The sequence below is a fragment of the Agromyces mediolanus genome, assembly GCF_044917495.1.
In the GTDB taxonomy this organism is placed as follows: domain Bacteria; phylum Actinomycetota; class Actinomycetes; order Actinomycetales; family Microbacteriaceae; genus Agromyces; species Agromyces mediolanus_B.
Genome location: NZ_JAVSSI010000008.1, coordinates 1 through 16,683, shown reverse-complemented (window position 1 = coordinate 16,683; position 16,683 = coordinate 1). Strand labels below are relative to the sequence as shown.

General features: G+C 72.8%; 19 protein-coding genes. 11 read left to right on the top strand and 8 right to left on the bottom strand.

Annotated features, from left to right (window positions below):
* Positions 1-77 precede the first annotated feature (77 nt).
* Positions 78-992 (top strand): LysR family transcriptional regulator, encoded by a 915-nt coding sequence (locus ROT00_RS12300; RefSeq protein ID WP_404775248.1) that lies wholly within the window; start codon positions 78-80, stop codon positions 990-992.
* Here ROT00_RS12300 and ROT00_RS12295 read toward each other — a convergent pair.
* Complete coding sequence (locus tag ROT00_RS12295) at positions 989-1,978, bottom strand: ArsR/SmtB family transcription factor (RefSeq protein WP_404775246.1); 990 nt, start codon at positions 1,976-1,978, stop codon at positions 989-991. The genes ROT00_RS12300 and ROT00_RS12295 overlap by 4 nt on opposite strands.
* 46 nt (positions 1,979-2,024) lie before the next feature.
* Here ROT00_RS12295 and ROT00_RS12290 point away from each other — a divergent pair, with 46 nt between their 5' ends.
* The 8 genes from ROT00_RS12290 (at position 2,025) to ROT00_RS12255 (ending at position 8,418) form a co-directional block, all read left to right on the top strand.
* Positions 2,025-2,360 carry a cupin domain-containing protein gene (locus ROT00_RS12290; RefSeq protein ID WP_404775244.1) on the top strand — a complete coding sequence of 112 codons (336 nt, stop codon included), beginning with the start codon at positions 2,025-2,027 and terminating at the stop codon, positions 2,358-2,360.
* Positions 2,361-2,389: 29 nt separating this feature from the next.
* Positions 2,390-2,680: a DUF4287 domain-containing protein gene (locus ROT00_RS12285; RefSeq protein ID WP_404775242.1), complete on the top strand. Its 291-nt coding sequence runs from the start codon at positions 2,390-2,392 to the stop codon at positions 2,678-2,680.
* A gap of 126 nt (positions 2,681-2,806) precedes the next feature.
* Positions 2,807-3,934, top strand: coding sequence for an ABC transporter substrate-binding protein (locus ROT00_RS12280; protein WP_404775241.1), 1,128 nt, complete (start codon positions 2,807-2,809; stop codon positions 3,932-3,934).
* A 2-nt stretch (positions 3,935-3,936) separates the two neighbouring features.
* On the top strand, positions 3,937-4,863 hold the full coding sequence (locus tag ROT00_RS12275) for an ABC transporter permease (protein WP_404775239.1): 927 nt from the start codon (positions 3,937-3,939) through the stop codon (positions 4,861-4,863).
* Positions 4,860-5,693 (top strand): ABC transporter permease, encoded by an 834-nt coding sequence (locus ROT00_RS12270; RefSeq protein WP_404775237.1) that lies wholly within the window; start codon positions 4,860-4,862, stop codon positions 5,691-5,693. Before ROT00_RS12275 ends, ROT00_RS12270 begins: the two co-directional genes overlap by 4 nt.
* The gene (locus ROT00_RS12265) at positions 5,690-6,769 is read left to right on the top strand and encodes an ABC transporter ATP-binding protein (protein WP_404775235.1); all 1,080 of its coding nucleotides are present in this window, start codon (positions 5,690-5,692) and stop codon (positions 6,767-6,769) included. Before ROT00_RS12270 ends, ROT00_RS12265 begins: the two co-directional genes overlap by 4 nt.
* Before the next feature lie 115 nt (positions 6,770-6,884).
* Positions 6,885-8,159, top strand: coding sequence for a diaminobutyrate--2-oxoglutarate transaminase (gene ectB / locus ROT00_RS12260; protein ID WP_404775233.1), 1,275 nt, complete (start codon positions 6,885-6,887; stop codon positions 8,157-8,159).
* A gap of 55 nt (positions 8,160-8,214) precedes the next feature.
* Complete coding sequence (locus ROT00_RS12255) at positions 8,215-8,418, top strand: hypothetical protein (protein ID WP_404775231.1); 204 nt, start codon at positions 8,215-8,217, stop codon at positions 8,416-8,418.
* Between the two features lie 48 nt (positions 8,419-8,466).
* On the opposite strand, the gene ROT00_RS12250 is transcribed toward ROT00_RS12255, so the two are convergent.
* The 3 genes from ROT00_RS12250 to ROT00_RS12240 form a co-directional block, all read right to left on the bottom strand.
* Positions 8,467-8,931, bottom strand: coding sequence for a recombinase family protein (locus tag ROT00_RS12250; RefSeq protein WP_404775229.1), 465 nt, complete (start codon positions 8,929-8,931; stop codon positions 8,467-8,469).
* 77 nt (positions 8,932-9,008) lie between these two features.
* Positions 9,009-9,809: an alpha/beta fold hydrolase gene (locus ROT00_RS12245; RefSeq protein WP_404775227.1), complete on the bottom strand. Its 801-nt coding sequence runs from the start codon at positions 9,807-9,809 to the stop codon at positions 9,009-9,011.
* Positions 9,806-10,357, bottom strand: coding sequence for a bifunctional nuclease family protein (locus ROT00_RS12240; protein ID WP_404775225.1), 552 nt, complete (start codon positions 10,355-10,357; stop codon positions 9,806-9,808). The genes ROT00_RS12245 and ROT00_RS12240 overlap by 4 nt, the downstream gene beginning before the upstream one ends.
* 137 nt (positions 10,358-10,494) lie before the next feature.
* Here ROT00_RS12240 and ROT00_RS12235 point away from each other — a divergent pair, with 137 nt between their 5' ends.
* The gene (locus tag ROT00_RS12235; protein WP_404775223.1) at positions 10,495-10,887 is read left to right on the top strand and encodes a DUF2255 family protein; all 393 of its coding nucleotides are present in this window, start codon (positions 10,495-10,497) and stop codon (positions 10,885-10,887) included.
* 43 nt (positions 10,888-10,930) lie between these two features.
* Here the strand turns inward: ROT00_RS12235 and ROT00_RS12230 are convergent, their stop codons facing one another.
* On the bottom strand, positions 10,931-11,578 hold the full coding sequence (locus ROT00_RS12230) for a TetR/AcrR family transcriptional regulator (protein WP_404775221.1): 648 nt from the start codon (positions 11,576-11,578) through the stop codon (positions 10,931-10,933).
* Positions 11,579-11,667: 89 nt separating this feature from the next.
* Between ROT00_RS12230 and ROT00_RS12225 the strand changes: the two genes are divergently transcribed.
* Positions 11,668-12,468 carry an SDR family oxidoreductase gene (locus ROT00_RS12225; protein ID WP_404775220.1) on the top strand — a complete coding sequence of 267 codons (801 nt, stop codon included), beginning with the start codon at positions 11,668-11,670 and terminating at the stop codon, positions 12,466-12,468.
* A 75-nt stretch (positions 12,469-12,543) separates the two neighbouring features.
* On the opposite strand, the gene ROT00_RS12220 is transcribed toward ROT00_RS12225, so the two are convergent.
* Genes ROT00_RS12220 through ROT00_RS12210 form a run of 3 tightly spaced genes read right to left on the bottom strand, consistent with a single transcriptional unit; the run spans position 12,544 to position 16,227 of the window.
* A complete protein-coding gene (locus ROT00_RS12220) occupies positions 12,544-13,302 on the bottom strand; it encodes a GntR family transcriptional regulator (RefSeq protein ID WP_404775218.1) in 759 nt (252 codons plus the stop codon).
* A gap of 28 nt (positions 13,303-13,330) precedes the next feature.
* Positions 13,331-14,875 (bottom strand): sulfatase family protein, encoded by a 1,545-nt coding sequence (locus ROT00_RS12215; protein ID WP_404775217.1) that lies wholly within the window; start codon positions 14,873-14,875, stop codon positions 13,331-13,333.
* Positions 14,872-16,227 (bottom strand): MFS transporter, encoded by a 1,356-nt coding sequence (locus tag ROT00_RS12210; RefSeq protein WP_404775215.1) that lies wholly within the window; start codon positions 16,225-16,227, stop codon positions 14,872-14,874. The genes ROT00_RS12215 and ROT00_RS12210 overlap by 4 nt, the downstream gene beginning before the upstream one ends.
* Positions 16,228-16,683: the final 456 nt, after the last annotated feature.

Below are 16,683 nucleotides of genomic sequence, written 5' to 3'. Positions count from 1 at the left end.
ATCATCCTCCGCAGCGCTTCGATACGGAATAGCGGGTAGGCTGCATATCTCAATATCTGGTATGGAGGTGAGCAACGATGCTCGACCTGCGTCAGCTGCGCGCCCTGCGGGCGGTCGAGGAGCACGGCTCGCTCGCCCAGGCAGCCCGGGCGCTCGACTGGAGCCAGCCCACCGTCTCGCACCATCTGGCCGCGCTCGGGCGGGTCACCGGTGCGCCCGTGATCGCGAGCGACTCGGCCGGCACCCGGCTCACGGCGGCGGGCCTCGCGTGGCTGCCGCACGCGGTCGCGCTCACCGATCGCGCCGACCGCGCGCTCGCGGAGGTGCGGGAGACGGTCGAGTCCGGGCGGCGCACGGTGCGCTTCGGGGTATTCCCGACGGCGGCCGCGCGGCTCCTCCCCCGGCTGGTCCGCGCGCTCGACGAGAGCGGCTGGCAGGTCGAGTCGTTCGAGGCCGAGCTCGACGCCATCGAGGCGGAGCTCGAACGGATGACCCTCGACGCGGCCGTCGTCTACGACACCCCGGGCGAGGCGCCGCAGGCGATGCCCGGCCTCACCCGCACCCGGCTCTTCACCGAGCGCTTCTCGCTCGTGCTCCCGGCGGGGCATCCGCTCACCGACGGCGGGCCGGTGCCGCTGCGCGCGCTGGCCGAGACCCCCTGGATCATCGGCACGAAGGACGACGACCCGGTGGATGCCGCGTTCCGGGCCGCCGCCCGGCGGGCCGGCTTCGAGCCCGTGATCGGTCCGCGCAGCGACGACTACCGCGTAGTCGTCGAGTACGTGGCGGCGGGGCTCGGGGTGGCGCTCGTGCCCGAGCTGGCCCTGCCGGTCTGGCGCGACGACCTCGTGCTCGCGCCGCCCGCGGGGCTGCGGCTGTCGCGCGAGGTGTCGCTCGTGACGGCCGCGACGATGGACCCGCTGCTCCGCGAGGCCCTGTCGACGGCGCTCGGCGCGGGCGCGGCCGGGGCCGGCGAGCGCGCGCCCGCCTAGAGCACCGCGCCGATCATCGCCTCGCCGAGGGGCGTGCGCAGGTGCAGCACGCTCGCGCCCTCGCGCCGGCTCGTGACGAGTCCGGCCTCGCGGAGCACGCCGAGGTGGTGCGAAGCGGTCGAGACGGCGAGGCCCGCCTCGGCGGCGACCTGCGAGGTGCTGCGCGGGCTGTGCGCGGTGAGCAGGATGCCGGCGCGCGCGGGTCCGAGCAGGGCGCCGAGCGCGGACTCGATCGAGGCGGGGTCGCGCGCCCAGCGCTCGGTGACCCCCTGCGCGGGGTAGAACACCGTCGGCTGCGCGGGCGGCTCGGTGAGCACCATGCAGCCGAGGGAGCTCATCACCGAGGGCACGAGCACGAGGCCGCTCCCCCGGCAGTCGAGCGCCTCGCGGTGCAGACGCAGCTGCACCCGCACCGAGCCCTCGCTCCAGCGCACCGAGGGGTGCAGTTCGTCGATCATGCTCGCGAGCCCGGCCGTCGCGACCCGCCGCGAGCGCACGGCGATGTCGGCGCGGAGGATCCGTTCGAGCTGCGGCCACACGGGTGCGAGCGCGGCATCCCAGACCGCGTCCCAGGCGTCGGCGACCATCGCCCGTGCGCGCTCGGGCGCCGCGATCATGCGCCGGAGCGCGGCCTGCCTGGCGCCCTCCGAACGGACGACCATCTTCTCCAGGTCGACGAGCATGGGCGCGATCGGCGCGCGGCGGATGGCCTCGGCCTCGTCGGCCGGCTCGAGGTCCCACGCCGGGTCGCTCGTCAGGAAGTCGGGCAGGTAGCCGTCGACGCCGATGAGCACGGCGAGGAGCTCGAAGGGCTCGCGCGGCAGCCGTTCGCGCACCGCGCGCAGCCAGCCCCACTGCAAGGGATGCTCCGCCGGCCGCTGCAGCACTCGCACCGCGTGCGCGAGCTCGTGGCCGGGCGAGACGCCGAAACGGATCGCCGAGACGTCGCCGGGCGCGAGCCGGAAGTCGACGAAGTTTCGATCCACATCGAAAGACTACCGAGCGCGGATGCCTCGGGCGGAAGCTCATGGCATGTCATCACACGTCGTCACCGCCGAGGAGCTCCGCATCGGCACCCGCGGCACGCGCCGCTTCGAGGGCCGCGAGCACGAGGCCGCCGTCTCGTACTTCTTCGTCGACAACCGTCCCGGCGAGGGCGCCGAGCGGCACTGGCACCCGTACCACGAGACCTGGGTCGTCATCGAGGGCACCGCCCGTGCCACGATCGGGGACGAGGAGCTCGTGCTCCGCGACGGCGACACCGCCACCGTGCCGCCGAACACCTGGCACGGCTTCGTGAACGCCGGGCCCGGGCGGCTGCGGCTCATCGGCATCCACGCGTCCGACACCATCATCCAGACCTCCTGACCATCCGCCGACCCACCAGGGAGAACCGCATGTCGTTCCAGAGCTACCTCGACAACATCGAGACGAAGACCGGGCTGACCCCCCGCCAGTTCATCGAGCTGGCCCGCGAGCAGGGCTTCGACGAGTCGACGAAGGCGACGCCCATCGTCGCCTGGCTGAAGGCCGACTACGGCCTCGGCCAGGGCCACGCGATGGCGCTCGTGCACGTCATCACCAAGGGCCCGAAGATCAGCCAGAAGCACGTCGGCACCGACGGCACCCACAGCGACGCCTCCGACATGCTCTGGCTCGACGGCAAGGACACGAACCCGAACGGCTGAGTTCACCGGGCATTCACCGCGGCACCCCCGACCGTCCTCCTTCGGCTCCTAGCTTCGCTCTGGCGCCGCGGTCCCGACGCCCGCATCCACAGCGCGGGCGGCCCGGCGCCAGACGGAGGACACGCGTTGAAGAAGCAGTACGCACTCGGTGCGCTCGCCCTGTCGACCGCGGTCGTGCTCGGCCTCGCCGGCTGCGCCGGCGGATCGGCCGACGCCGCGGGCGGCGACGGAGGCACGGATGCCGCGACGGCCACGAGCCTCGCCGACTTCGGCGACCTCGCCGCGCTCGAGGAGGCGGCGAAGGCCGAGGGTCAGCTGAACGTCATCGCGCTCCCGCGCGACTGGGCGAACTACGGCGAGATCCTCGACCTCTTCGCCGAGAAGTACCCGGAGATCACCATCAACGAGGCCTCCCCCGACGCGTCGAGCGCCGAGGAGATCCAGGCCGCCGAGACGAACGCGGGCCTCGACACCGCGCCCGACGTGTTCGACGTCGGCCTCACGGTCGCCCTGCAGAGCACGAAGCAGTTCGCGCCGTACCAGGTCGCGAGCTGGGACGACATCCCCGCCGAGCTCAAGGAGCCGAGCGGACTGTTCGTCGGCGACTACGGCGGGTACATGTCCATCGGCTACGACTCGTCGAAGTTCGCCGAGCCGTCGAGCCTCGACGCGCTCCTCGGCGGCGACTACAAGGGCGCCGTCGCCATCAACGGCGACCCGACCCAGGCGGGCGCCGCGTTCGCCGCGGTCGGCCTCGCCACCGTGCAGTCCGACGGCACGCTCGACGACTTCCAGCCGGGCATCGACTTCTTCCAGCAGCTGAACCAGGCCGGGAACCTCCTGAAGGTCGACGTCACCACCGCGACGGTGACCTCGGGCGAGACGCCCGTCGTCTTCGACTGGGACTACCTGAACGCCGCCCACACGGCCGACAACCCCAACTGGAAGACCGTCATCCTCCCGGGCACCGGCTACGCCGGGTACTACAACCAGGCCATCAACGTGGACGCCCCGAACCCGGCGGCGGCCCGGCTCTGGCAGGAGTTCCTCTACAGCGACGAGGTGCAGAACCTCTGGCTGAAGGGCGGCGCCCGCCCCGTCCGCGCCGAGGCCATGGCCGACGCCGGCACCATCGACCAGAAGCTCTTCGACGCCCTCCCCGCGGCGCCCGAGGACACGGTCGTGCCGACCGAGGAGCAGTCGACGAACGCCGGCACGCTGCTCGGCGAGAAGTGGGCTGCGGCGGTCGGCTGAACATGACCGTCGCCGCTCCCGCGGCACCGCTCGTCGCCGCCGCCGGGACGGAGGAGACCCCTCCGCCCCGGCGGCGCGTCGGCTCCGGCGCCGCGGCGGTGCTCGGGCTCGTGCCCTTCGCCGCCTACCTGCTGATCTTCCTCGCGCTGCCCACGATCCTCACCGTCGCGAGCGGCTTCGTCGACGCCGACGGGAGCTTCACGCTCTCGAACGTCGCCGCCCTCGCCGACCCGGTGATCGTGCAGACCTTCGCGAACTCCGCCTGGCTGTCGGCGCTCACGGCCGCGGGCGGCGCCCTGCTCGGCGCCCTGGCCTGCTACGCCATGGCCGGGCTCCCCGAGACGGGCCGCACCCGCCGCCTCGTCGACGCCGCGAGCGGCGTGCTCGCGCAGTTCGGCGGCGTCATGCTCGCCTTCGCCTTCATCGCGACCATCGGCCTGCAGGGGCTCGTGACCCTCACCCTGAAGGACCGCTTCGGCATCGACCTCTTCGCCGAGGGCGCGTGGATCTACGGCCTGCCCGGGCTCATCCTCCCCTACCTGTTCTTCCAGGTGCCGCTCATGGTGATCACCTTCATGCCCGCGATGAGCGCGCTGCGCCCGCAGTGGGCGGAGGCGAACCTCACGCTCGGCGGAACCCGCGCGGGCTTCTGGCGGTACATCGGCATCCCCGTGCTCGCGCCCTCGTTCCTCGCGAGCCTGCTGCTCCTCTTCGCGAACGCGTTCTCCTCCTACGCGACCGCGGCCGCCCTCGCGAGCCAGGGCTCGCAGATCGTGCCGCTGCAGATCCGCACCGCGCTCACGAGCGAGACCCTGCTCGGCCGCGAGAATCTCGCGGGCGCGCTCGCCCTCGGCATGATCGTCGTGATGGCGGTGACGATGTCGCTCTACGCGCTCATCCAGCGCCGCGCCGCGAGGTGGCAGCGATGAGCGCCCGCGGCTTCGCCCCGCATCCGGCCGTGCGCTGGACGATCGGGCTCGTGCTCATCGTGCTCTTCGCGATCCCGATCGTGTCGATGGCCGAGTACACCCTGCGCGACGCGACCACGGGCGGTCACTCGCTCGTGCACTGGTTCGCGCTGTTCGACCCGGCGAAGGCGGGCACGTACCGGCCGATCTGGACGGGTCTCGGCAACTCGGCGGTGCTCGCGGTCGTCACCGTCGCGATCGTGCTGCTGCTGCTCGCCCCGACGATGGTGCTCGTCGAGCTCCGGTTCCCGAAGCTGAAGCGCCCCTTCGAGTTCCTCGCGCTGCTGCCGATCTCGATCCCCGCGATCGTGCTCGTCGTGGGGCTCGCCCCGATCTACCTCGCCATCGGCCGCACGATCGGCACCGGCATCTGGCCGCTCGCCTTCGCCTACGGCGTCACCGTGCTGCCGTTCGCCTACCGGGCCATCCAGGCGTCGATCGACGCGACCGAACTGCGCACCCTCGCCGAGGCGGCCCGCTCCCTCGGCGCGAGCTGGCCGGCGGTGCTCCTCCGGGTGCTCGCGCCGAACCTCCGCTCGGGGCTCCTCGCGGCATCCCTCATCTCCGTCGCGGTCGTGCTCGGCGAGTTCACCATCGCCTCCCTGCTGAACCGCCAGAACCTGCAGACGGCGCTCGTCGTCGTCGGCAAGCAGGACCCGTACGCCTCCGTGATCCTCTCGCTCCTCGCGCTCGTCTTCGCCTTCGTGCTGCTCGTCGTCATCGGGCGCATCGGCGGCGGGACGCCCCGCGCCCGGCGCACCGGCACCCGACCCCCGAAGGACCAGCCATGACCGACACCGCCATCGCGACCGCCGACAACGCGATCCTTGCCGGGGCCCGCGACGGCACCGCCGTCGCCTTCGAGGGCGTCGTGAAGGACTACGGCCAGACCCGGGTGCTGCACGGCCTCGATCTCGCCATCGAGCCGGGCGAGTTCGTCTCCCTCCTCGGCCCCTCCGGCTGCGGGAAGACGACGGCGCTGCGCGTGCTCGCCGGCCTCGAGCGCGCGAACGGCGGCACCGTGCGGATCGGCGGAGCGGATGTCTCGGCCGTGCCGACCAACCGGCGCGACCTCGGCATGGTGTTCCAGGCGTACTCGCTGTTCCCGCATCTCGACGTCACGGCGAACACCGCGTTCGGCCTGCGGATGCGGAAGGTCGCGAAGCGCGAGGCCGCGCGGCGGGTGCGCGACGCCCTCGCCCTCGTCGGGCTCGAGGGGTTCGGCGACCGCTTCCCGCACCAGCTGTCCGGCGGCCAGCAGCAGCGCGTCGCGCTCGCCCGCGCCCTCGTCACCGAGCCGCGGGTGCTGCTCCTCGACGAGCCGCTCTCGGCGCTCGACGCGAAGGTGCGCGTCGCCCTCCGCGACGAGATCCGGCGCATCCAGCTCCGGCTCGGCATCACCACCGTGTTCGTCACCCACGACCAGGAGGAGGCGCTCGCCGTCTCCGACCGGATCGCGGTGATGAACGCCGGCCGGATCGACCAGATCGGCACCCCCGAGGAGCTGTACCTCCGCCCGGCCACGGCCAACGTCGCCGAGTTCGTCGGCCTCTCGAGCGTGCTGCCGTGCACGGTCGCCGGCGGGGTCGCCGAGGTGCTCGGGGTCCGCCTCCCGATCGTCGGCGAGCAGGCCGACGGGCCGGCCGAGGCCTTCGTCCGGCCCGAGAACGTGCGCCTCGGCGGACCGATCGACGCCGTCGTGCTGGAGAGCACCTTCCTCGGCAGCGTACGGCGCACGGTGCTCCGCACCGAGGGCGGGCAGCTGCTCCGGATGCAGCACTCCGTCGGCGAGCGGGTGGAGTTCGGCGAGCGGGTGTCGCTCGGCATCGAGCCGGCCCCGGTCGCGGTGCGCGCCAGGGAGGGATGAGGCGGGCGGGCGGATGACGCGAGCCGGCGCCGGCCGCTGCGCGCCCGCTCCCAGGGTGAGGCTCTAGGCTCGGAGCACCGCCTTCCGATCGACCCTGCAGAGGAGCCCGTCCGCCATGAGCGATGCCGCGAACCTTGACGTCTTCACCCGCCGCGAGTCCGAGGTGCGCGGCTACGTGCGGGCGTTCCCGACCGTGTTCGACCGCGCGAGCGGCTCGACCATCGTCGACGCCGACGGGCGCGAGTACCTCGACTTCTTCGCGGGCGCGGGCGTGCTGAACTACGGGCACAACAACCCGGCGTTCACCGAGGCCCTCATCGCCGAGCTCGAGCGCGGCGGCATCATGCACGGCCTCGATATGGCCACCTCCTCGAAGCGCGCCTTCATCGAGGCCTTCGAGCGCCTCGTGCTCGAGCCGCGCGGCTTCGACCACAAGCTGCAGTTCACCGGCCCGACCGGCGCGAACGCCGTCGAGGCCGCCCTCAAGGTCGCTCGCCAGGCGACGGGCCGGCAGACGGTCGTCGCGTTCACGAACGCCTTCCACGGCCTGAGCCTCGGCGCGCTCGCCGCGACCGGCAACAGCCACTACCGCGGCGCCGCCGGCGTCGGCCTCGACGACATCGTGCGCCTGCCCTACGACGGCTACCTCGGCGACGGCGTCGACACCCTCGACCTGCTCGAGAAGATGCTCGACGACCCGGGCTCGGGGCTCGACCTGCCCGCCGCCGTCATCGTCGAGGCGGTGCAGGGCGAGGGCGGCATCAACGTCGCGAGCGTGCCGTGGCTGCAGCGGCTCCGGGCGATCACGGCGGAGCGCGGCATCCTGCTGATCCTCGACGAGATCCAGGCGGGCGTCGGCCGCACCGGCACCTTCTTCGCCTTCGAGGCCGCGAACATCGTGCCCGACCTCGTGACCGTCTCGAAGTCGATCTCGGGCTCGGGCCTGCCGATGTCGCTCGTGCTGCTGCGCCCCGAGGTCGACGTGTGGCAGCCGGGCGCGCACACCGGCACCTTCCGCGGCAACAACCTCGCCTTCGTCACCGCCCGCGTCGCGCTCGAGCGCTACTGGGCCGACGACGCGTTCACGCGCGAGGTCGCGCGCAAGTCGGCGCTGCTGCGCAGCGAGCTCGAGGCGATCGCCGCCGAGCACCCCGAGCTCGAGTTCGGCGTGCGCGGTCGCGGCCTCATGTACGGGCTCGTCTGCGAGCTCGACCGCGGGCTCGCCGGCCGCATCTCGAAGGCGGCGTTCGCGCGCGGGCTCGTGATCGAGACCTCGGGCGCCCACGACGAGGTGCTGAAGTTCCTGCCCGCGCTCACGATCTCCGACGACGAGCTGCGTCGCGGCCTCGACATCGTGCGCGAGAGCCTCGCCGAGGCGAAGGGGAAGTAGCCCCGGCTCGCGCGGCAGGATACCGCGCGCCCCGTTCTGGAGCTACCATGCACGCATGGACCGGAACGAGGGCGGCGGCATTCCGCCGTCGGCCGAGCCGCCGTTCCAGGCCGTCAGCCCAAACCTCGACCGCTTCTCGCGCTCGTCGCTCGACCCCGGCACGCTCAGCCGTCGGCGCATCGTGCGCACGGGCATCGCGCTCGGGGCACTGCTGCTCGTGATCGTGGCGGGCGTGAGCTGGTCGATCGCGCTCGGCTGACGCCGACACTGCTGCCCGAGCCGAGCTAGGCCTCAGAACTGCGCGCCGCTAGGCCTCGAGCCCGGTGCTCTCGAGCCCGGTGTCGCTCAGGTGCCGGGCGCCGTGGCTCAGCACCTTGACGACGACGCCGCGACGGCGGAGCTCGGCGAGCGTGCGGAGCTCCTCGTCGACGTCGCGGCCGAGCGCGTGCACGGTGGCGACGACGAGCACGTCACCCGACTTCAGCGTGCCGAAGAAGCGGGCGAGGCGCTGCTCCCACGACTCCGAGAGGTTCTCGGGCGCGGGGTGGCGGAAGTCGGAAATGGCGACGCCGAAGTGCGCCAGGTCGTCGCGCTGCTCGACGATCGACGGCATGTCGTCGCGCGAGACGACGAGCCCGACGAGCCGGGAGCCCGCGGGGCGGGCCATCCACCAGTGCCCGTCGCGCTGCAGCTCGACGAAGCAGTCGGGGCACTCGATGGCGGCGTGGATCGCTTCGGCCTCGGCCATGGATCCCGTGTTCGTCTCGCTCATCGCCCGCTCCTCGTCAGTTTCCGCGCTCCCCTCCAGGGTACGGCCTCCGGCCGACACCCGCCCGGGGCATCCGCCGCTCAGCCCTCGGCGAGGAACGCCGCCGCCCCCTCGCGGAAGACCTTCGATCCCGGCGCGTTGAAGTGGTGCCGGCCGGGCACCTCGAGGAAGCTCGCGGCGGGCGTCGCCTCGGCGAGGCGCTTGGACTGCGGCAGGATGGCGTCCTCCGAGCCGGTCGCGAAGAGCACCGGCTGACGCGGCGGACGGGCGGGATCCGGATCGGCGTCGCCGCCGGCCATCCCCTCGGCGAGCGCGATGAGCGCGAGGAGGTCGTTGCCGGGCACCCGCTCGGCGAGCGAGACGTAGCTGCGGGTCACCCGGTCCTCGACCGGGGTGCCGTGCTCGGCGTAGGCGCGGGCCTGCTCGGTCTTCAGCCGGGCGAGCGGTCGGCCGTCGGGGATGCCGCCGAGCACCGCGCGCGCGACGTGCTCGGGCGCCTGCACCGCGAGCTGCCAGCCCACCCGCGCCCCGAGCGAGTACCCGGCGTAGCGGACCTCGTCCACGAGGTAGGTGTCGAGCACGGTCACGAGGTCGGCGACGAAGGCCGACATCCGGTACGCCTCAGGGTCGTGCGGATGCCCGCTCGCCCCGTGCCCGCGCTGGTCGACGCCGAGCACGCGGAAGCCGGCGGCGAGGAGCTCCCGCACCCAGCCGGTCTCGACCCAGTTGTCACGGCAGCTCGAGGCGAAGCCGTGCACGCAGAGCACGGTCGGGGCGTCGTCCTCGCCCCAGGAGTAGGTGGCGATGCGCGTTCCGTCGGCGGCGAGCACGAACTGCGGCGCGGGCAGCTCGGTGCGCGCCGGCACCCTCTGCTCGGTCATCCTTGGAAGTCCTCCGGGTCGACGTCGTCGAGGAAGCGCTTGAACTCCTCGAGCTTCGCCTCGTCGGCGGCCGAGGGCGGCGCGTCGGGATCGGCGGCGGATGCGGCGTCCTCGTCGTCCTCGTCGGCGCCCGCCGTGAGCGCGGCGGGGATGGCGGCGTCCTCGAAGACGGACTCGTCGACGACGATGTCGGCGCCCGCCCGCACGGCGAGGGCGATCGCGTCGCTCGGCCGGGCATCGACGAGGCGCGGGCCGCTCGGCGTGACGAGGGTGAGCTCGGCGTAGAAGGTGCCGGCGTCGAGCTTCGTCACCTCGGCGCGGGCGATGCGCGCGCCGAGGAGGTCGATGAGGGTGGTGGTGAGGTCGTGCGTGAGCGGCCGCGGGGTCTGCTCGTCGTTGATCGCGACGAGGATCGAGTTCGCCTCCTGCGCGCCGATCCAGATGGGCAGCACCCGCGGTTCGCCGGGCCCGTCGACGAGGGGTTTCAGCAGCACGAGATGCTGCCCGGCCTGGTCGAGCGCGACCCCGAGCACGCGCATCATGATCATGCCGCCACCTCCCCTCCCATGGTAGGCGGAGCGGTGCGGATGCGGTCAGCCCCCTCCCGCTCGGGGCCGGGATGCGCTGAGATGGGAGGGCGCCCCTCGACCCCGGCGGGCGCGACGCCGAGCGCGAGGGGGATGCGATGAGCGGCTGGACGGACGAGGAGCTGGAGCGGATCGGCGCGGCGGAGGAGCTGCAGCTCGCGTCGACCAGGGCGGACGGCTCGGTGCGTCCGCTCGTGATCATGTGGGTCGCCCGGGTGGGCGACGGGCTGTACGTGCGCTCCGCCTACGGCGCGGATGCCGGCTGGTACCGCCGCGCCGTGGCGAGCGGGCACGGGCGGATCGTCGCGGACGGGATCGAACGCGACGCCCGCTTCGCCGTCGTCCCGGCCGAGCCGGCGGCGGAGGTGCAGGAGCCGCTCGACGCCGAGTACCACCGCAAGTACGACCGCTTCGGCCCCGCCATCGTGGGCACGGTCGTCGGGCCGCACCGCTACGACGTGACGCTGCGTCTCGATCCGCTCGACGGCTGAGCCGGGAGACTCGACGGCTGAGCGCGGAGCCCGCCCCTGCGGCTCAGCGCGCCAGCCGGATCCAGGCGAGCGCGGCGTCGACCGCGTCGGCCGGGTCGCCCGGCACGCCGCCCTCGGCCCAGGCGCTGAGGGCGGCGAAGGTCGCCGCCTCGTAGGCCGCGGCGAGCGCGGCGCACACGGCGGGTGTCGCCCCGGGCAGCCGCTCGGCGAGGTGCGCGGCGAGCCGGGCGGTCCAGAGCCGGTTGGCCGCGGCGGCGGTGGCGACGAGCTCGGGCTCCGCGGCGATGAGGCGGAACCAAGCGGCGGCGCTCCGGGCGACGTGCTCGTCGTGCGAGACGGAGGCGACGATCGCCCGGCGGACGGCGACCGCGGGGTCGGGCTCGGCGCGGAGCTCGGCGATGGCCTGCTCGAGGCGCTCGTTCGCCGCCTCGACGCCGGCCCAGGCGATGCGGTCGCGGGTGCCGAAGTGGCGCATCAGGGTGCGGGCGCTCACACCGGTCGCCTCGGCGAGCTCCTTCCAGCCGGTCTCGGCGTAGCCGCGATCCGACCAGAGCAGGAACGCGGCCTCGCTCACGGCACCGACGTCGACGATGCTCGGGCGGCCCCGGCCGCGGCCGGTCGTGGCGCCCGGGCCGGTCGTGGCACCAGGGCCGGTCGCGGCATCCGGGTCTGCGTCTGCTGCCGATTCCATGCGAACCTCCCCCGCACCACGATTATTGGCGTATCGTGTCAAATATACGGCACCACCCCGCCGTTCTCGCGAAATCGGAAGGACTCCCCATGACTCGCACCTACGTCGTGACCGGCTCGGCCTCCGGCATCGGCGCCGCCACGAAGGGCGCGCTCGAGGCCGCAGGCCACCGCGTCATCGGCATCGACCTGCGCGGCGCCGAGGTCGAAGCCGACCTCTCGGCACCCGAGGGCCGCACCGACGCCGCCGCACGCGCGCTCGAGCTGGCCGGCGGCGTCGTCGACGGCGTCATCGCCTGCGCCGGCATCTCCGCGCCCGTCCCCGCCACGATCTCGGTGAACTACTTCGGCGTCGTCGAGCTGCTCACCCAGCTCCTGCCCGGGCTCGCGAAGTCCGACGCCCCGCGCGCGGCGGTCGTCTCCTCGATGGCCTCGCTGCAGCCGAACTCCGCCGAGCTGGTCGAGGCCGCGCTCGCGGGCGACGAGGAGGCCGCACGGGCCATCGCGGGCGAGCTCGCGGCTCAGGGCCCCGAGGTCGGCTACCTCGTGTACCCCTCGTCGAAGCGCGCGCTCTCCCGCTGGGTGCGCCGCGCCTCGATCACGCCCGAGTGGGCCGGCGCCGGCATCCCGCTGAACGCCGTCGCCCCCGGCACGGTGCTCACCCCGATGACGGCCGGCCTCCTCGAGACGCCCGAGGGCCGCGCGATGGTGGATGCCGCGGTGCCGATGCCGCTGAACTCGCACCAGCCGCCGGAGTCGATCGCGAACCTCCTGGTCTGGCTCACGAGCGAGCAGAACACACACATGGCCGGCCAGACGATCTACTGCGACGGCGGCGCCGACGCGACGCTCCGCGGCGACGACATCTGGTCCTGGAACGACCCGGCCTGAGCCGCACTCCCACCTCGCCTCCGAGTTGCCCGACTTTCCTGGAAGTCGGGCAACTCGCTTTGGAGCGGTGCCGGCTCAGCCGCCGATCGCGCGCACCAGGGTCGTGCTGATCGCGTCCTCGCGGAAGGCGAGCTCGGCGCAGCTCACCGTCTCACCCGTGTCGGAGATGGCGAGCTGCCGCGTGCGCAGCTGCGGGGCGCCCGGTTCGCGGCCGAGGAGCCGCGCGGTCTCCTCGTCGCACGCGACCGCCTCGAGCGTCGACTCGTACTTCACGATGCGCGCGCCGTTCAGCCGGAGGAATCGCGGCAGGTCCATGCCGAGGTCGGCGAGCTCGGTGGGGTTCAGCCGTCCGCCGCCGAGCTCGCGCGGCAGGAAGTCCCGCATCACCATCGCGGGAGCCCCGTTGATCGCGAGCGTGCGGGTGACCCGCCACACCTTGCCGTCGGCGCCGAGACGCTCCGCCCCGAGGGCCGCGGCCACCCACTCCGGCGGCGCGAGGTGATCGACGGCGAACGCCGCGAGACTCGCCTCCCGACCGCTCGCATCGATCTGCCCGGGGAGCGAGCCGATGTCGTCGAGCGCGACGTAGATGCGCCGGAACGGGCCCGCCGAGGCATCCCGCTCGCGCGGCGCGATGAAGGTGCCGGCGCCCCAGCGGCGCACGATCGCGCCCTCGTACCAGAGCCGGTCCAGCACCTCGCGCACCGTGACCCGGCTGACGCCCGCCAGCTCGGCGAGCTCCGCCTCGCTCGGCAGCCGCTCGCCGGCGCCACCCGCGTCGAGCAGGGCGCGGATCGCGGCTTCGGCGGCGGTGACCTTGCTCGAGGCGGGCATGGCTCCCATTATCGCGGCGGCCCGCCGCTCACCAGGCGCCGATGCGGAAGAGCTCGCGCGGCGTGTTCGGGAAGCCCTCGGCGATGATGAGCTCCGTCAACCGGGCGAAGAGCTCGTCGCGGGTCGTCCGCCAGGCCGGATCGGCGGCCAGGTTCCGCTGCTCGTCGGGATCCGCGACGAGGTCGAAGAGCTGCTCCCCGCCGCCGTCGGGGTAGTACGTGAAGCGGAACCGCTCGGTACGCACCGTGCGCGCCCACGACGACGGCCGCGCCTCGACGTGGCTGTTGTTCGACTGCACGTAGACGGCGTCGCGGGCGGATGCCCCGGCCGCGACGTCCGTCCGGCCGAGCACGCTCGGCAGCAGGGAGCGCCCGTGCAGCATCGGCAGCCGCCGCTCCCCGTCCCGGGTGTGCTGCGGCAGGGTCGGCGGCTCGACCCCGGCCCAGTCGTACACGGTCGCGGCGATGTCGGTGTGCTCGGCGAGCTCCGGCCGCTCGCCCGGCACGGCGCCGGGCGCGACGACCACGAGCGGCACGCGGATGCACGGGTCGTAGTGCCGCTCCCACTTGCCGAGGAGGCCCTGGTCGTGGAGCATCTCGCCGTGGTCGGAGGTGAACAGGAGGAGGGCGCCGTCGAGCCGGCCGGCGTCGGCGAGCGCCTGCCGGATGCGGCCGAGCTCGTGGTCGAGGTGCGCGAGGTCGGCGAAGTAGAGCCGGCGGTGCCGGCGCCAGTCGTCGCGGGCGTAGCTCGGCTCGCGGTAGCGCTCCTGATCGAAGTACGGGATGGGCCGCTCGGCCCACTCGGCGGGCACCGGCGCGGGGATGGCGTCGACGTCGACCCGGTCGACGAACTCGGCGGGCGGTGCGAAGGGGTTGTGCGGCTGCACGTAGGAGACGTGCGCGAAGAGGTCGCGCTCGCCGCCCTCCGCGAGGAAGGCGCACGCCCGATCGGTGATCCACGCCGTCTGCGAGACCTCGGCCGGGAAGGGCAGCTCGTACGCCTCCTCGGTCGACTCGGGGAAGCGCTCCTGGGCGGCGAGGATGCGTGCGCGCAGGTCGACGTGCTCGGGTCCGTAGTCGAGGAGGTCCTCGGACATCGTCATCCACACCGTCGAGAGCGCCGCCTCGTAGTGCTCGGGGTGCTCGCGCTCAACCCAGTCGATCCACTCGCCCGCGCGGAGGTCCTCGGTGTTCGCGACGACGTCGTAGCCGTAGACCGTGTAATCGGGCACGAGCTCTTCGAGCTGCGTGACGTGGTGCAGCTTGCCGAAGGCGCCGGTGCGCCAGCCCGCCTGCTGGAGCCCCCGCATGAACGTCGGCACGCCGGGGTCGAGGTCGTAGCCGCACTCGGTGACGCCGTGGCTCGCGTTCGACAGGCCCGTGGCGATGCTCGCCCGGGAGGGGCTGCACACCGGGTTGGTGCTGAACGCGTTCCGGAACGTCGCCCCCGCGGCCTGCAGCGCGTCGAAGTTCGGCAGCTCGACGATGCCCGAGCGGGCCGTCTCCAGCCACTTGGCGGCGAGCTGGTCGACCATGAGCAGCACGATCGTGCGCGGCTCGGCGGGGCGGGTCATACGGTGGTCCCTTCGGAGAGCGGGCGGGCGGCTGCGGCATCCGGGTCCGCGTCGTCGCGACGCGCCTCGGCGCGCACGACCCGGGGCGCGAGGAGGGTGCAGACGATCATGAGGAGCGTCAGCACGCCGAGGTAGAGCGAGACGGAGGTCGTCGTGCCGGTGGCCTCGGTGAGGCTCGCGGCGATGAGCGGGGTGAGCCCGCCGCCGAGCACCGCGGCGATCTGGAAGCCGAGCGAGATGCCGGTGTAGCGCACCCGGGCGGGGAACAGCTCGAAGAAGAGCGCGGCCTGCGCGCCGTACGCGACGCCGCCGAGGGCGCCCACCACGGGCATCACGGCGAGGATGAGCGGCACCGAGCCGGTCGAGCCGATGCCGAACATGAGGAACGGCGCGACGAGGATGAGCACGGCGCCGACGAGGTATGCGCGGGTGCGGCCGAGCCGGTCGGAGAGCCAGCCGCCGAGGAGCGTGGCGAGCAGGTAGCCGGCGGCCGCGACGAGGTTCGCGAGGGTCGCGGTCGCCGGGGCGATCTGCATCTGGTTCACGAGGTAGGAGACGAAGAACACGCCCTGGGTGAAGCCGAACGCGGCGACGGAGATGTACATGCCGATCGCGACGAGCACCATGCGCCAGTGCTTGCGGAGCGTCTCGAGGACGGGGACCTTCGGCGGGGCGGCCACGGCCTCGCGCTCGCGGAACGCCGGCGACTCCTCGATCTTCGAGCGGATGATCAGGCCCACCGCGACGAGCACGACGCTGAACAGCAGCGGGATGCGCCAGCCCCACGCGTCGATCTGCTCGGGGGTGAGCAGCACGAAGAGCAGGGTGACGACGCCGGTGGAGAGCATGATGCCGAGGCCGCTGCCGGTCTGCACGGCAGAGCCGAAGATGCCGCGGCGGCGTTCGGGCGCGGACTCCATCATGAGGGTGATGGCGCCGCCCCACTCGCCGCCGATGCCGAGGCCCTGCACGAAGCGCAGCAGCACGAGGAGCACGGGGGCGAGCGCGCCGACCTGCGCGTACGTCGGCAGGAGGCCCATCAGCATCGTCGCGATGCCCATGGTGAGCAGGCTCGCGACGAGCATGGGCTTGCGGCCGATCCGGTCGCCGAAGTGCCCGAAGACGATGCCGCCGATGGGGCGGGCGAGGAAGCCGACGGCGAAGGTCGTGAAGGCGAGGAAGGTGCCGAGCACCGGGTCCTCGGCGGAGAAGAAGAGCCGACCGAACACGACGGCGGTGAGGGTGCCGTAGACGTTGAAGTCGTAGAACTCGATCGCGTTGCCGACCACCGTGGCGGCGGTGAGCCGACCCATGGGGGTGCGCGAGCCGGGGGAAGCTTGCTGGCTGGTCACGGAATCTCCTTCGATTCGAAGCCGAGAGGTATAGACGTCTTGTGCAGAGCGAGCGTAAGCGCTCTGCACGAGGACGTCAAGACCTCTCGCAGGATGATTCGAAGAGGTATGGATGTCTCCGCCTCGCGGTGTCCGTGCACGCGGAGCCCATGCACGCGGTGTCCGTGCACGCGGCGTCTGCGCACGCGGAAGGGGGGGGGGGGGCCCCCCCCCCTCCCCCCCCCCCCCCCCGCCCAATAAACCCCGCAAAAAACCCAAACCCACAACCCCCCCCCCCCCCTTGCCCCACACCGCGGGGGGGGGTTTGTTCACGTGTTAAACAACAAAACCCAGTTCTACAACCAACCCCCCCCCCCCCCGGTTTTTAAAACCTCCCGCCGTAATTTAAAAAAAAAAAAATAAAAAAAAAAAAAACAAAATATATTTTTTTTTTGTTTTGTGTTTTTCTAATAGTCG